Origin of the sequence: Hypericibacter adhaerens, assembly GCF_008728835.1 — a bacterium.
Classification (GTDB): domain Bacteria; phylum Pseudomonadota; class Alphaproteobacteria; order Dongiales; family Dongiaceae; genus Hypericibacter; species Hypericibacter adhaerens.
Genome location: NZ_CP042582.1, coordinates 3,586,807 through 3,601,716, shown reverse-complemented (window position 1 = coordinate 3,601,716; position 14,910 = coordinate 3,586,807). Strand labels below are relative to the sequence as shown.

The following is a 14,910-nucleotide window of genomic DNA, read 5'->3' as shown; positions in this document are numbered from 1 at the left end:
GGCCCGCGTGGCCACGGCCACGCGACACCACCTCCAGCTGGCCCGATCGGACTTCCGATCAGGCCGCTTGCTTCTGCTCGATTTGCTGGGTTTCGCCGCTGGAAGGACCGGATTTTATCTCGATCCGGCGCGGCTTCATGGCTTCCGGCAACTCGCGCACCAGGTCGACCTGCAGAAGCCCGTCCTCGAACGAGGCGCCCTTCACCTCGACGTAGTCGGCGAGGTTGAACTGGCGCCGGAACGGACGCCCGGAGATGCCCTGGTAGAGGTACTCGCGATCATCCTTCTCGGCCTTGCGGCCTTCCACGGTAAGCATGTTCTGCTCCGCCGTGACGGTGATCTCCTCCGGCTTGAAGCCAGCCAGAGCCAGCGAGATGCGATAGTTGTCCTCACCGGTCCGCGCGATGTTGTAGGGCGGGTAATTGTCCTCGCCCGCCAACCGGAGCGAATCGTCGATGAGATCGACGAGGCGATCAAAACCGACGGTCGATCGCCAGATGGGTGTGAGATCGAAGTCTCTCATAGCCACATCCTCCATTGAGCAACATGGATACGAGGGGCGCCCAAAGAGCCGACGCCCCCTTTGGACTTTGCCGATCCCCGACGGGGCGATCGGCGATTCGCGATTTAGGAAAGCTGGTCGCGGCGTCAAGGGGTCTGCCCCGTCGTCAGAGCATTTGACGCCGGTTGCCCCTGCCACTCGGCAGGCCAGCCTCTGAATCGCCGTCCCGGCAGCCTAACCGCGCTCTTTGTGTTGCCGCCGTCTGTAGCCGTGCTCAGCCAGCCTCACGTGCGAAGACGTGCTCTCAGTCGTCGGTCCCGGTCGAAGAGAATCATGATCGCCAAGATCCATCGCCACCAAGGCGACGCTCGATGAACTGAGCCGCGCTTGGGCTTGGTCAAGGCGTTGCCTTATGAGGGCCGACGGCCGCGCAGTGCCGAGCTGCGCGAACCCCTTTATCTCGAGATATGAGGAACAACAGGGGCGACAGCGGCACCAGTTCAGTGCGTGACAATGACACCGTCAACCGCTCGCCATTCGGCCGGCCGGATCAGGTGCTGGTGCGCGACCCTGACCGAGTGCAGCGCGCCTTCGAGTTCGCGCTGCCAATAGTCAAGGAAGCCATGGAGCGTCGGGAAGTCCGGCGCCGTATCGTAATCCTGCCAGACATAGAGTTGCAGGAAAGCCGGGTGGTCCGGCAAATGGTAATGGATTTCCGCCGTGGTCAAACCATAGCCGCCCCATTGCAGCAGAAACTCCCGGCTCGCTGCCATTGGTTCTCGTCCTTCAAACTTGCCGCCTTGATGCTTCACGCGATCGGAGAGCAAACGGCATTGTCAGGTGGCAATGACGGTGCCGTGGCAGGGGGCCGTGCGGGGTCGTCCAGTCGACGCAGTGTGTCCATGATGTCGTCGAACGACACCGGCGCGGGGGTACCAGGGATTTGACGGAAGGCTGGCCTGGACTCGACCGCGCAGGCGTCCGACGCCCAGGACGAAAGAATGGCCCGCTTCTCCGAAAGACCAAGGTACGGATCGTCGATGACGTCGCGCGGATGTTTGTAGAACTGCGCCGGATTCAAAAGCCGATCGAGATGCGGATCGTCGGTGCTGAGATGAGACGGCGGTGTCGTGTGCTTGCTCGTTCCCATCATGGCAGTCTCCTGGATTCCAATGCTCCTTTCCGATGAATGCGTCCGGCCTTCCGGGGCCCGGTCGGCTCGTGTGCGCCGGATTTATTTTGGAATGACGATTTTCGACTTCAAGTGACAAACGCCGCCGCTCATGGAGTTGTCGCGATGCTTTATCGGTCCAGAAACATCAATAATATCAAAATGTTACTCGATCCTGGCGCGCTCGCGTCCAGACTGCCGAAAAATTTTTCGCCGACCTCTTGAACTCGATTTTTTCCGATCCTAGCTCGATTTCCGCGCCGGCCGGCGACACCGGCTTGCGCCTTATGACATCGCTGATCTGAGCAAGGAGGATTTGCATGCATTTCCGCCCGCTGCACGACCGTGTCGTCGTGCGTCGTATTGATGCCGAGGAGAAGACCACCGGGGGCATCATCATTCCCGACACCGCAAAGGAAAAGCCGCAGGAAGGCCAGATTGTTGCCGCCGGTCCCGGTGCCCGCAACGAGAAGGGCGAACTCGTCCCCCTCGATGTGAAAGCCGGTGACCATATCCTCTTCGGCAAATGGTCCGGCACCGAGGTCAAGATCGACGGCGAGGAACTACTCATCATGAAGGAGAGCGACATCCTTGGCGTCGTCGAGAAGGTCGGGACGATCAAGAAGGCGGCCTGACGAGATCATCCACCCATCATCAAAATCGCTGAGAAAGGAGGTTACAGCCATGGCTGCCAAGGAAGTGAGGTTCTCGTCGGACGCGCGGGAAAAGATGCTGCGCGGCGTGGACACGCTTGCAAATGCGGTCAAGGTCACGCTCGGCCCCAAGGGACGCAACGTCGTTATCGAGAAGTCGTTCGGGGCACCCCGCATTACGAAGGACGGCGTCACTGTCGCCAAGGAGATCGAGCTCGAGGACAAGTTTGAGAATATGGGCGCGCAGATGGTGCGCGAGGTGGCGTCGAAAACCAACGATCTCGCCGGTGACGGCACGACAACTGCTACCGTTCTCGCTCAGGCCATCGTCAAGGAAGGCGCCAAGGCGGTCGCGGCCGGCATGAACCCGATGGACCTCAAGCGCGGCATCGATCTCGCCGTAGAAGCAGTGGTCAAGGATCTCACAAAGAACGCGAAGAAAGTCACCTCCAACTCCGAGATCGCTCAGGTCGCGACTATTTCGGCAAATGGCGACACCGAAATCGGACGGTTCCTCGCCGAAGCCATGCAGAAGGTTGGCAACGAAGGCGTAATCACCGTCGAAGAGGCGAAGAGCCTGGAGACTGAGCTCGAAGTAGTCGAAGGCATGCAGTTCGACCGCGGCTACGTTTCCCCGTATTTCGTGACCGACGCCGAGAAGATGCGTGTGGAGTTCGAAGATCCCTATGTTCTGATCCACGAGAAGAAGCTCTCCGGCCTGCAAGCGATGGTGCCGCTTCTCGAATCCGTCGTTCAGTCCGGCAAGCCGCTCCTGGTCATCGCGGAGGATGTCGAGGGCGAGGCGCTCGCGACGCTGGTCGTCAACAAGTTGCGCGGCGGCCTCAAGGTTGCGGCCGTCAAGGCGCCGGGCTTCGGTGACCGCCGCAAGGCCATGCTCGAGGACATCGCGATCCTCACTGGCGGCACGGCGATCTCCGAGGACCTCGGGATCAAGCTCGAGAACGTGACACTCAATATGCTCGGCCGCGCCAAGAAGGTCGTGATCGACAAGGAGAATACCACGATCGTCGATGGCGCCGGCCGCAAGAAGGACATCGAAGCGCGCGTGGCCCAGATCAAGGCGCAGATCGAGGAGACCACGTCCGACTACGACCGCGAGAAGCTGCAGGAGCGTCTCGCCAAGCTCGCGGGAGGCGTCGCGGTGATCCGTGTTGGTGGGGCCACTGAGGTCGAGGTCAAGGAGCGCAAGGATCGTGTCGACGATGCAATGCATGCGACCCGCGCGGCGGTCGAGGAGGGCATTCTGCCGGGCGGTGGCGTGGCGTTGTTACGCGCCCTGAAGGCGCTCGACGCTGTCAAACCGGATAACCCCGATCAGAAGGCCGGCGTCGACATCGTGCGCCGTGCGATCCAGGTGCCTGCCCGGCAGATCATCCAGAATGCCGGCGAGGACGGTTCTCTGGTCGTCGGCAAGCTCTTGGAGAAGAATACCTACAATTGGGGCTTCAACGCCGCGACCGGCGAATATCAAGACCTGGTCGGGGTCGGCGTGATTGATCCCGCCAAGGTCGTCCGCACGGCGTTGCAGGACGCAGCCTCAGTCGCTTCGTTGTTGATCACGACCGAAGCGCTCGTGGCCGAGAAGCCGAAGAAGGACGTGGCTCCCGCGCTTCCGCCCGGCGGCGGCATGGACTTCTGATAGGTCCCTGAGATCCGCAGTTCCTGCGGGTCTCTTCTTCTTCTGCTGCTGCTGTGTCCGACAGGAACGGCGACATGCCGCGCGGGCCGTACGGCCGTGCGGGATGACTGTCCATGCTTCGCTCACATGAGGAGGTCTTTGCTGATGAAAATCGCCCAGATTGCACCGCTCGCGGAATGCTGTCCGCCCAAGCTCTATGGCGGCACGGAGCGGATCGTGTCCTATCTCACCGAGGAACTGGTCCGCCAGGGCCACGAGGTGACATTATTCGCGAGCGGAGACTCGCGAACGCAGGCGAAACTGGTTCGCTGCTCCGACATGGCGCTTCGTCTCAATCCGACGGTGAGGGACCACACACCCTATCACATAATGATGCTCGATTCTGTCCGTGGCGAGGCGGACGAGTTCGATGTCCTGCATTTCCATATCGACTTGTTGCACTTCCCGCTCATCCGCGACATTGCCGATCGCACAGTCACGACACTACACGGCCGCCTCGACCTGCCTGACTTAAAGCCATTCTATGCCGCCTTCCCGGAGATTCCGCTGGTCTCGATCTCTCGCGATCAGCGCCGTCCGCTCGCGCGTCCGATCAATTGGGTCGGGAATGTCTATCACGGCTTGCCCCGCGACCTCTTGCCCTTTAGCGCCAATCCGATGGGAGATTATCTGGCCTTCCTGGGACGCATTTCCCCAGAGAAGCGGCCAGATCGCGCAATCCAGATCGCCGCGCGCGCCGGAATGAAGCTCAAGATCGCTGCCAAAATCGACCGTGCCGATCAGGAGTATTGGGATGACACCATCGCGCCGATGATCGCAACGCATCGGAATGTCGAATATATCGGTGAGATCAACGAGGCGCAAAAAGCTGACTTCCTCGGCAACGCGAAGGGGTTGTTGTTCCCGATCGACTGGCCTGAGCCATTTGGCCTCGTGATGATCGAGGCGATGGCCTGCGGCACGCCAGTCGTCGCGTTCCGCTGCGGCTCGGTGCCGGAGGTCGTCAACGCGGGCAAATCGGGCTTCATTGTCAGGACGCTGGAGGAGGCGGTCGCGGCGCTCGCAAAATTGGAGACCTTAGACCGGCAGAAAGTGCGCGACACGTTCGAGAAGCGCTTCACGGTCGAACGCATGGCGCAGGACTATCTCGCCATCTACCGTGGCCTGCCGGGTGTGCGGACCGAGGCCGCGCGCATTCGTCGCCTGCAAGGCGACGAAGTCGGACTGCAAGCAGTCGCCTGACGGAGCTTACGATGACGACGTCATCGGGGGGCGCCGGCACGGTGGTACACACTGCGGCGTTGGCGGGAGCTGGCGCCGCGCCGTTAGCGCAATTCTTCATTCCGGCGACCGCCTCGCTGCAGGAGCGCCGGCCCCGCACGCTCAAACACGGCGACACCTTCGCCGTGTTTGACCACAATGGCGACGCCTTATCAGGACCCGGAAGTCCAGAGGGCGTCTTCCATCGCGATACCCGCCATTTGTCGCACCTCTACCTGACGATCGAGGGGGCGCGGCCTTTGCTGCTGTCGTCGACGCTGCGCGACGATAATGCCACGCTTACCTGCGATCTAACCAATCCGGATATTTATGACGGCACGGGTCGACTAGCGATTCGACACGATCTCATCCATGTTCGCCGGTTGCGGTTCTTATGGAATGCCACCTGCTTCGAGCGCCTGGTCGTGCGCAATTTCGACGAGCGGCCACGACGCCTCGCCATCGAAATCGCCTTCGAGGCCGACTTCGCCGACATATTCGAGGTGCGTGGCACCCGTCGTGAACGGCGGGGCGCGATGCAGTCCCCGGAAGTATCAACGAATCGCGTGACATTAAACTACATGGGCCTCGATCATCGACATCGATCCACCACGTTGTCGTTCGATCCCACCCCAATCCGGCTGACCGCAAGGAGTGCGCTGTTTACGCTCGCGCTCGCCCCGAAAGAATCCCGTTCGCTTTTTCTGGAGGTCAATTGCGGCGCCGAGGGAATGAACCACCCGCCACGCCGCGCATTCTTCAGCGCCTTGCGTGATGCGCGCCGCGCACTACGGAGTTCGTCCTCGCGGGCCGCGTCGATTGTGACGTCCAACGAGATCTTCAACGAGGCCGTGCGGCGCAGCGTTTCCGATCTTTATATGCTGACGACGGATACGCCCGAGGGACCGTACCCCTATGCCGGTATTCCCTGGTTTTCGACGGTCTTTGGCCGCGACGCCCTGATCACTGCCTTGCAAACGCTCTGGCTTGATCCCGCGCTAGCGCGCGGTGTGCTGTTGCATCTCGCGGCCCATCAGGCGACCAGCACCGACCCACTGGCCGATGCCGAACCGGGCAAGATTCTACATGAGGTGCGAGTCGGGGAGATGGCCGAACTCGGCGAGGTGCCGTTCCGACGATATTACGGCAGCGTCGATTCAACGCCGCTCTTTGTCGTGCTGGCCGGCGCCTATCTGGACCGAACGGGCGACGTCGTTACTATTCGTCGCCTATGGCCACACATCGAGGCAGCCCTCACGTGGATTGAGCAATACGGTGATCGCGACGGCGACGGCTTTGTAGAATATCACAGACAGACGTCCGAGGGGTTGATCAACCAAGGTTGGAAGGACAGTTACGATTCAGTTTTTCACGCCGATGGCACGTTTGCCAAGGGCCCCATCGCCCTTGTCGAGGTGCAAGCCTATGTCTACGGCGCATGGTGCGCCGCTGCCAAGATTGCGGAGCAATTGGGATACGTCCTGCGTGAGACGGAGTGCGAGGCGCGGGCGAACAGGCTGCGCGAGGCATATGATGCCCACTTCTTCGATGAAGAGCTTGGCACTTATGCGCTGGCGCTTGATGGCGACAAGCGCCGGTGTCGCGTGCGCACGTCCAATGCAGGTCACGCGCTGTGGACCAGCGTCGCATTGCCGGACCGGGCAGGACCGGTCGTGCGGAGCCTGATGGGGGGATCGTCGTTCTGTGGCTGGGGTGTGCGCACGGTTGCGTCGACGGAAGCCCGTTACAATCCGATGAGTTATCATAATGGCTCGGTCTGGCCACATGACAATGCGCTGCTCGCAGCGGGATTTGCGCGCTATGGGTTTCGGCGAGAAGCAGCCCGAATCTTCGAAGGCTTGTTCGCGGCCTCCAGCTATATTGACCTGAGACGGCTTCCCGAATTGTTCTGCGGATTTCCGCGTCAGCGCACTCGAGGTCCAACCTTTTATCCCGTGGCCTGCACGCCGCAAGCCTGGGCGGCTGCGGCGCCCCTTTATATGCTGCAGATCTGTCTTGGGCTCGGCTTCGACCCTGGTGAAAGGCGGATCACCTTCGAAGAGCCGATGATGCCGGCCTTTCTGAATGAGGTCCTCCTCCGCAATCTGTCGATTGGCGATGACACAGCCGATGTCGCGGTACGGCGATCCGGTCAGCAGGTCGTCGTCGACGTCCTCGCGCGACGAGGGCCAGTGCGAGTGCTGACGACCAACTGAGCCTCTGACGCAATTATGGAGCTCCCACGGTTCATCGAGGGTTTGAACGTTGGCGACAACCTGGCGCAATGCGGGCGCGCCTCGGAACCTGGGTGACGCTGGCCATTGGACTCCGATCCCTCTCGTCACGTGCATTCTCGCCGATCAGTTGCTGCTGGTTAGAGGCATTAGTGCCGACGACCTGAATTCGAAGTCCATCATGCAGTCGCACCCTCATTCTATCGAGCTTCGTGACCCTTCTTGTTACGATCAGCCCGGTCGAGACGGCGGCGGTTTGGCAGATGAGGTCAGCGCGGCGCGCGTGGACCGCGAGCCTGGCGACCTTCAGGCCGGCCCGGGAAGCGCGCTGGGCATCCGCCAGCATAGCCCGGTAAGGATTATCGCGATTGGACGCGCAAACAGGTATTGTGGGTTGTTTCCGATATTGGCCAGCGCCCTGGTTGCGGGGGCGCGGCTCTGAACTGGCAATTTTTAACGCATGTTAATGCAGAACCGCAGCGCTCAGCGGCTAAGGTCGAGCTCAGTTCCGGTTCGCAGGCGCTCCATATAGGCGCGATAAGCAAAGCTGCGGTCGCGCTTCTTTCCTGTCGTTTCTACGAGGATGCCGATCTCGGTCAGCACCTCGATTGCACGGGTAGCAGTCGGCTTGCTGGTGCCGAGCAGCCTCATGGCCGATGCGACGCTCACGATCGGATGACGGGGAAGTAGCTCGAACAATCGGAAGGCAGAGACCGATGCTGATTCAACACCAAGCAGCCGCGCGCGATCCGTGCTCACGAGGTTGAACAAATCGCGCGCCGATGCAACGGCTTCGTCGGCGATCGTGGCGACGCCATCGAGAAAGAAATCGGTCCAACCTTCCCAGTCGCCTTCCAGACGCACAAGGTTGAGGCGCCGGTAATACTCTTCGCGATGGCGTTTAAAGAAAAGGCTGAGATAGAGAAGCGGCTGCTTCAATAAGCCCCAGTGCTCCAGCAGCAGGGCGATCATCAGGCGCCCGATCCGCCCGTTGCCATCAAGATAGGGGTGAATGGATTCGAACTGAGCATGCAGAAGAGCAGTCCGCACGAGTTTCGGCAGCCGGTCCTCGGCATGAATGTATTTCTCGAATGCGCCGAGGAGCTTTGGAAGCTTGTCGGAGGGCGGGGGAACGTAGACTGCGTTCCCCGGGCGGCTCCCGCCAATCCAGTTCTGGCTGCGGCGGATTTCTCCAGGTTGCTTGCTTGCTCCGCGCCCACCGCGCATCAGCCGCTTGTGGGCTTCGTTCAAGAGCCGCAGCGAGATTGGCAGACCGCGCTTCGACCCGAGTTGGGTTCGCGCGTAGGTGAGGGCGTCGAGGTAGTTCGTGACCTCCTCGACATCTGCGTTGGGTGAGGGCTGCTCCTCGGCTTCGAAGGCCAGAAGGTCCACGAGCGATGCCTGTGTCCCCTCGATCTGAGACGTGATAACCGCCTCTTTGCGCACGAATGCGTAGATGAACCAATCGAGCGAAGGCACCATCTCGCTCGCCAGATCGAGCCGGACAAGCGCCTGCTCGGCTTGCCCGAGGCGGCGTTCAAATTTGGCGTCGATGGCGAGCGACGGCCGCGCGGGCGGCAGATCGAAAGGAACGAAGGCATCGACCTTTTCGCCGCCGGCGGTCACACTTTCATATCGGCCTGTTGTGCGCTTCGGCATATCCGGTGGCTGACTCAGGGACGTCGTCGTTCCAAGGGCCGCATACAAGGAACGCCCACGTTCCCTGTCAGCATAACTAAGAACGGACTCTTTACTAGTCGAGACCGTTAGTCAAGAGATCGTTCTTAGTGTTTTCCCCCGATGACTTGCCAAGAATTCGCTCTTGGGGTCAATCGTGGCCGATCGAATGGCTGGACCCTAGACGGTGCCGCGGGCCGGACTCGAAACCGGCTAGTGGATGGGCTTAGCGCACCGAGCCATTACGCCGCTGCCTTCTGGTCACCATCTCGGGCCTTTTGCTGGCCGTGTGTCCTTCCACACCGCCGCAGCCAATGGCGTTTACTCTCGCGTCCATTTCCATCAAGGAGGAAGTCGATCTTGCGCAAGGGTAGAGTCTGAGGGTCGCAAGCGCGGATACGTCGTGCTATGAGCGGTGACGGTATTTCTCGCGCTGGCGCGCAATGCGTCGCGTGGTCGACGAGGCGAGAAATCGACGGATCGTTGTCGATAGTCCCTGAAACGTCATTGAATCGGAATCGCGCGATTCCTCCTCGAAAATCAGCACCAAGAATTTTTGTCGGTTCGCAGTTCGGATCGCGACGTGCGATCAAAAAAAATTGTGTTGGAAATTCAACGCGTTACGATAACTGAAAATGGATGAGTGGGAGTGACGGCTGAAAAATTCTGTTTATAATTCAATGGCTTAGTTCTTATGAGAATGATCGGCAATACATCCTCAGCTACCCCCGCGAATTCTGATAACTCATTGAATAATCGAGAAGATCAGTAAAGCGCCGAGCAGTTTCCGATCTCGGTAGCCAAATAGGCTGACGGTATTTCTGACGGTCTTTTTTGAAATGCGCACCAGCCGAAACCATAAGACCGTCAGATTGAGCGCATAGCGCTGACGGTCTTTTACGCAGAGCGGGTTGTTCTAGAAAATGCGTTGGAAGGGGTAATTTATAGCCTATACGGAGCGTTTTTCACGACCGGAAGCAGGGCATCAGGTCACCTGACTGATGTTTTGATGCCTTTGGTGGCCCCGCAACCTGGATCGAGAGGGTCACGACCGAATGCCGAGAGAGACTCGCGCCGCTATTTCAGTTCACGGTAGGCGAGAGAGCGTTTTTGGACGGTGTGCTTGATCGAGGCGAGATCGATGCGTCCCCTATGGGCGTTTCGGAACCCACGCGCGTCGCGATAGAAGCCTGTCCGGCGTTGCGATGGAAGGCGCAGAACGTCAAGGCTTGGAAATCCGACGACAATTCGCTGGCGCCACACGTGAGACGAGGACAGCGCAGACCCAGAGAGGACTCCATGAGGACTTGGCCGAGCGGAGCTGTCTCGAAACGACTGGCGCTGGGTGGTGGCGCCGAAACTGCGCACGAACTCGAGGTCGAGATTGAGCGGCTTCGAGACCGCCTTGCCGCAAATGAGGCCGAGCGGAAAGAGCTTGAGGCCGCGCTGAGGGATCTCCTGAGCCGGCGCTCAGCTGCGGCTGCAAATTATTCACCACCCGCCATTGCAGATGCGCCGGGGGTCACTGCCGCGTCACCCACCGCGGAAAAGATCGCGCTGTTTCGGGGCCTATTCGCAGGCCGTGCTGACGTATTCCCCGTCAGGTGGGAGAATCGGAAGACCGCAAAGTCCGGCTACGCGCCCGCGTGCGCTAACGAGTGGGTGAAAGGGATATGCGGCAAGCCTCAGGTCAAATGCGGAGAGTGCCCTCATCAAGCCTTCACCCCGGTCGCCGACGACATCATCGAAAAGCATCTACGCGGCGAGGCCGCACGCGGTTCTGGCGGCGATTTCGTGGCGGGTGTTTATCCGCTGCTTCCTGACGAGACCTGCTGGTTTCTGGCCGCCGATTTTGACGAGGAGAGCTGGGCGGCTGACGCCTTGGCCGTGCTGGAGACTTGCCAGGTCAAGGGCGTTCCTGCGGCCCTTGAGCGGTCTCGATCCGGCAATGGTGGTCATGTGTGGATCTTCTTCTCTGAGCCGGTTTCGGCGCGCACCGCTCGGCAACTTGGCGCGGCCATGCTGACGGAAACGATGGAGCGTCGCCCGGAAATAGGTTTCGCCTCATACGATCGCTTTTTTCCGAGCCAAGACACCATGCCGGTCGGCGGCTTCGGCAATCTGATCGCTTTACCTTTGCAGCGCCGCGCGCGCGAGCTTGGAAACAGTGTCTTCATCGACCAAGATCTTCGTCCATACGACGACCAATGGGCGTTTCTGGCGGCGATGCCACGGCTATCGGCCACGGCCGCCGCAGAAATCGTCGATGATGCGGAAACGCGTGGCCGTATTTTGGGCGTCCGCATGCCCGTCGAAGACGAAGAAGCGGACGAGCCCTGGCGCATGACCCCGTCTCGGCGCCCCAAAGTGGGGCCGGTCGGCAGTCCCCTGTCGGGCAAGATCACGATAGTGGTCGCCGACCAACTCTATATAGACCGGACCGATTTGCCGTCGGCAATGACGACGCGGCTCATACGCCTGGCGGCCTTCCAAAACCCTGAGTTCTATCGTGCGCAGTCCATGCGTTTCCCGACCTTCGGCAAGCCTCGGATTATCTCCTGCGCCGAACTTCATCGGCGTCATGTGGGGCTGCCCCGCGGATGCCTCGACGAAGCTGTTGAGCTGATCCGAGACGAGGGCGCCGAGGTTGAGTTGAATGATCTGAGGGTGATCGGCGATCCGCTTGCGAGCCGAGTACGGTTTCAGGGGACGTTGTACGAGCCGCAGGTCAAGGCGTTCGAGGCCCTGCTTCCGCATGAGCATGGCGTGCTCGCGGCGACGACCGCCTTCGGCAAGACGGTGGTGGCCGCAGCCTTGATTGCGCAACGCGGACGCAATGCGCTTGTTCTTGTCCATCGCCGCGAATTACTCATCCAGTGGGTGGAGCGGCTAAGGACATTCCTCGATATCGATCCGAAGGATATCGGCGTTATCGGCGGCGGACGTCGCAAGCCGACTGGTATCATTGATGTCGCATTGATCCAGAGCCTCGTGCGCCGAGGTGAAGTATCCGACATGGTAGCGAACTATGGTCATCTGGTTGTCGATGAGTGCCATCATCTTTCGGCAGCGAGTTTTGAGCTTGTGGCCCGCCGGGCGAAAGCGCGCTATGTCCTCGGACTGTCCGCGACCGTGGCCCGCAAAGATGGTCACCATCCAATCATCTTCATGCAATGTGGCCCTGTTCGGCATCGCGTTGATGCGCGTGCCCAGGCGGCGGAGCGGGGAATTGTTCACCGCGCCAGGACTCGATCGACGCAGTTTCAACTGCCACTGCCTTTGGCGGGGTCTGACCGTCCTTCCATGCCAGCAATTTATGCAGCCATCGCACAGGACGAGTCGCGTAACGACCTGATCTTCGACGATGTGCTGAAGGCGCTGGAGGCGAAGCGCTCACCGATCGTGCTCACCGAACGCCGGGATCATCTCGAATACCTACAAGGCCGCTTTTCGCGCTTCGTTCGAAACCTGGTTGTCCTGCGAGGTGGAATGTCGGCGGCCGAGCGTAAGATGTCAGATGCCGCATTGCGGGTGGCGGACGATCAGGAGCGGCTCATCCTCTCGACAGGGCGTTACATCGGCGAGGGCTTCGATGACCCAAGATTGGATGCGCTGTTCTTGACGATGCCCATTTCGTGGAAGGGCACGTTGGCCCAATATGTAGGTCGGCTTCACCGGCAGCATGCAGGTAAAACAGAGGTTCTCGTCGTCGACTATGTCGATGACTTCGTGCCAATTCTTGCGCGGATGGCGGCAAAGCGGCGATCTGGATATCGGGCGCTCGGCTATACGGTTGAGTGATCCGCCGCCCGGCAGCGGGAGGCTGCTGTGGCGGCGTCGGAATTTGCGTCCTTCGCGCTACCAAAACGCCGTTTTATGTAGCACGAAGATTACAATTATCCGGGTCCTACGAGCCTTCCTTTGCCTCCCACTTATCCGACCAACCCCTGCAACCATGACGGGGTTCCGATGATATAATTCCTCGAGTTCTTCGGCCAGCAATCCGAGGAACAGTATCGTGGCAACAACGAAGCCGGTAGGCCAGTCCCAGCGTAGTTGATCCTCAGCGACTGATGTCCAGTTCCGTTCCGGTTCGCAGACGTTCCATATAGGCTCGATAGGCAAAACTGCGGTCGCGTTTCTTCCCAGTCGTCTCCACGAGGATACGGATCTCGGCCAGCACTTCGATCGCACGGGTTGCGGTCGGTTTGCTCGTCTCGAGTAGCTTAATCGCCGATGCGACCGTTACAATCGGATGACGCGGAAGTCGCTCGAACAATCTGAGCGCTGAAACAGATGCCGATTCGACACCGAGCAGCCGCGTGCGATCCGTGCTGACGAGATTGAACAATTCGCGTGCTGACGCAACGGCCTCATCGGCGATCGTGCCGACGCCATCGAGAAAGAAATCTATCCAGCCTTCCCAGTCGCCTTCCAGCCGCACGAGGTTGAGGCGCCGGTAATATTCCTCGCGATGACGCTTGAAGAACAGACTGAGATAGAGGAGCGGAGCCTTGAGGAGTCCGCAGTGTTCCAGCAGGAGGGCGATCATTAGGCGCCCGATTCGCCCATTGCCATCGAGATAGGGGTGAATGGTTTCGAACTGAGCATGCAGGAGACCCGCCCGCACGAGTTTCGGCAGCCGGTCGTCGGCATGGATGTATTTCTCGAAGGAGCTGAGAAGCTGCGGGAGTTTCTCGGAGGGCGGCGGGACATAAACCGCGTTCCCTGGCCGGCTTCCGCCGATCCAATTTTGGCTCCGACGGATTTCTCCGGGTTGCTTGCTGCCGCCGCGCACGCCACGCATCAACCGCTTGTGTGCTTCGTTCAAGAGACGCAGGGAAAGCGGCAGACCGCGCTTCGACGCGAGCTGACCACGCGCGTAGGCAAGCGCGTCGAGGTAGTTTGTCACTTCCTCGACATCGGCGTTGGGTTGGGGTTGGTCCTCGGCTTCGAAAGCGAGAAGGTCGACGAGCGATGCCTGGGTGCCCTCGATCTGCGACGAGATAACCGCCTCCTTGCGCACGAAAGCGTAGATGAACCAGTCCAGCGAAGGCACCATCTCGCCCGCCAGATCGAGTCGGACAAGCGCCTGCTCGGCTTGCCCAATGCGACGTTCGAGCTTGGCGTCGATGACGAGCGCCGGCCGTCCAGGCGGCAGATCGAGGGGAACGAAAGCGTCGACTTTCTCGCCGCCTACGGTCACGCTCTCGTATCGGCCTGTTGTGCGCTTTGGCATGTTTTGGCGGCTCAACCCGGGGACGACGTCGTTCCAACGACCGAGGCGCGAGGAACGCTCACGCCCCTACCGGCCGCGCTAAGAACGTATTCTTTACTAACGGGGACCGTTAGTCAAGAGATCGTTCTTAGTGTCTGCGTAGACCTGCAAAAAATCGGAGTTGGGATCGACCGTGAGCCGATCGAATTGCTGTAGCCTAGACGGGTGCTGCGGGCCGGACTCGAAACCGGCTAGTGGATGGGCTTAGTGCACCGAGCCATTACGCCGCTGCCTTCTCGTCACCATCTCGGACCTTTGCTGGCCATGTGTCCTTCCACATCGCCGCAGCCAGAGGCGTTTGTCTATCTGCTCGTCTGCCTTCCATCAAGCCATCGAGTTCATTGAGCGGTCTTGAGCCAGAGGAGAGGCATGGCGCACATGAACGCGTTGTGTTACGAAGGCTGACGGTCTTTCCTTGGATCGACGCGTAGCGCGCTAAGAAGTCGATGACGTGAAAAATCGGCCGATCGTTGTC

10 protein-coding genes are annotated in these 14,910 nt (G+C 60.2%); 5 read left to right on the top strand and 5 right to left on the bottom strand.

Features of this window, described 5'->3' with window-relative positions:
- Nucleotides 1–58: 58 nt before the first annotated feature.
- The 3 genes from FRZ61_RS15905 to FRZ61_RS15895 all read right to left on the bottom strand — a co-directional run bounded on the left by FRZ61_RS15905 (nucleotide 59) and on the right by FRZ61_RS15895 (nucleotide 1,655).
- Nucleotides 59–538, bottom strand: coding sequence for an Hsp20 family protein (locus tag FRZ61_RS15905; RefSeq protein ID WP_318526342.1), 480 nt, complete (start codon nucleotides 536–538; stop codon nucleotides 59–61).
- A 464-nt stretch (nucleotides 539–1,002) separates the two neighbouring features.
- The gene (locus FRZ61_RS15900) at nucleotides 1,003–1,275 is read right to left on the bottom strand and encodes an usg protein (RefSeq protein ID WP_151118666.1); all 273 of its coding nucleotides are present in this window, start codon (nucleotides 1,273–1,275) and stop codon (nucleotides 1,003–1,005) included.
- Nucleotides 1,276–1,310: 35 nt separating this feature from the next.
- Nucleotides 1,311–1,655 carry a hypothetical protein gene (locus FRZ61_RS15895; protein ID WP_151118665.1) on the bottom strand — a complete coding sequence of 115 codons (345 nt, stop codon included), beginning with the start codon at nucleotides 1,653–1,655 and terminating at the stop codon, nucleotides 1,311–1,313.
- 338 nt (nucleotides 1,656–1,993) lie between these two features.
- On the opposite strand from FRZ61_RS15895, the gene groES reads away from it, so the two are divergent.
- The 4 genes from groES (at nucleotide 1,994) to FRZ61_RS15875 (ending at nucleotide 7,462) form a co-directional block, all read left to right on the top strand.
- Nucleotides 1,994–2,308: a co-chaperone GroES gene (gene groES / locus FRZ61_RS15890; protein ID WP_191909052.1), complete on the top strand. Its 315-nt coding sequence runs from the start codon at nucleotides 1,994–1,996 to the stop codon at nucleotides 2,306–2,308.
- Nucleotides 2,309–2,357: 49 nt separating this feature from the next.
- Nucleotides 2,358–3,986 (top strand): chaperonin GroEL, encoded by a 1,629-nt coding sequence (gene groL / locus FRZ61_RS15885; RefSeq protein WP_151118663.1) that lies wholly within the window; start codon nucleotides 2,358–2,360, stop codon nucleotides 3,984–3,986.
- A gap of 144 nt (nucleotides 3,987–4,130) precedes the next feature.
- Nucleotides 4,131–5,228, top strand: a complete 1,098-nt coding sequence (locus FRZ61_RS15880) for a glycosyltransferase family 4 protein (RefSeq protein ID WP_151118662.1) — start codon at nucleotides 4,131–4,133, stop codon at nucleotides 5,226–5,228.
- An 11-nt stretch (nucleotides 5,229–5,239) separates the two neighbouring features.
- Nucleotides 5,240–7,462 (top strand): amylo-alpha-1,6-glucosidase, encoded by a 2,223-nt coding sequence (locus FRZ61_RS15875; protein WP_225308831.1) that lies wholly within the window; start codon nucleotides 5,240–5,242, stop codon nucleotides 7,460–7,462.
- A 501-nt stretch (nucleotides 7,463–7,963) separates the two neighbouring features.
- Here FRZ61_RS15875 and FRZ61_RS15870 read toward each other — a convergent pair.
- On the bottom strand, nucleotides 7,964–9,106 hold the full coding sequence (locus tag FRZ61_RS15870; protein ID WP_225308830.1) for a Fic family protein: 1,143 nt from the start codon (nucleotides 9,104–9,106) through the stop codon (nucleotides 7,964–7,966).
- A 1,350-nt stretch (nucleotides 9,107–10,456) separates the two neighbouring features.
- Between FRZ61_RS15870 and FRZ61_RS15865 the strand changes: the two genes are divergently transcribed.
- Nucleotides 10,457–12,958 carry a TOTE conflict system archaeo-eukaryotic primase domain-containing protein gene (locus FRZ61_RS15865; RefSeq protein WP_151118660.1) on the top strand — a complete coding sequence of 834 codons (2,502 nt, stop codon included), beginning with the start codon at nucleotides 10,457–10,459 and terminating at the stop codon, nucleotides 12,956–12,958.
- Nucleotides 12,959–13,220: 262 nt separating this feature from the next.
- On the opposite strand, the gene FRZ61_RS15860 is transcribed toward FRZ61_RS15865, so the two are convergent.
- Complete coding sequence (locus tag FRZ61_RS15860) at nucleotides 13,221–14,363, bottom strand: Fic family protein (RefSeq protein WP_225308829.1); 1,143 nt, start codon at nucleotides 14,361–14,363, stop codon at nucleotides 13,221–13,223.
- Nucleotides 14,364–14,910 lie beyond the last annotated feature (547 nt).

Excerpts from the sequence above, each read along its gene's own strand:
- FRZ61_RS15905 (WP_318526342.1), bottom strand. The coding sequence starts at position 538 with ATGGAGGATGTGGCTATGAGAGACTTCGATCTCACACCCATCTGGCGA.
- FRZ61_RS15900 (WP_151118666.1), bottom strand. The coding sequence starts at position 1,275 with ATGGCAGCGAGCCGGGAGTTTCTGCTGCAATGGGGCGGCTATGGTTTG.
- FRZ61_RS15895 (WP_151118665.1), bottom strand. The coding sequence starts at position 1,655 with ATGATGGGAACGAGCAAGCACACGACACCGCCGTCTCATCTCAGCACC.
- groES (WP_191909052.1), top strand. The coding sequence starts at position 1,994 with ATGCATTTCCGCCCGCTGCACGACCGTGTCGTCGTGCGTCGTATTGAT.
- groL (WP_151118663.1), top strand. The coding sequence starts at position 2,358 with ATGGCTGCCAAGGAAGTGAGGTTCTCGTCGGACGCGCGGGAAAAGATG.
- FRZ61_RS15880 (WP_151118662.1), top strand. The coding sequence starts at position 4,131 with ATGAAAATCGCCCAGATTGCACCGCTCGCGGAATGCTGTCCGCCCAAG.
- FRZ61_RS15875 (WP_225308831.1), top strand. The coding sequence starts at position 5,240 with ATGACGACGTCATCGGGGGGCGCCGGCACGGTGGTACACACTGCGGCG.
- FRZ61_RS15865 (WP_151118660.1), top strand. The coding sequence starts at position 10,457 with ATGAGGACTTGGCCGAGCGGAGCTGTCTCGAAACGACTGGCGCTGGGT.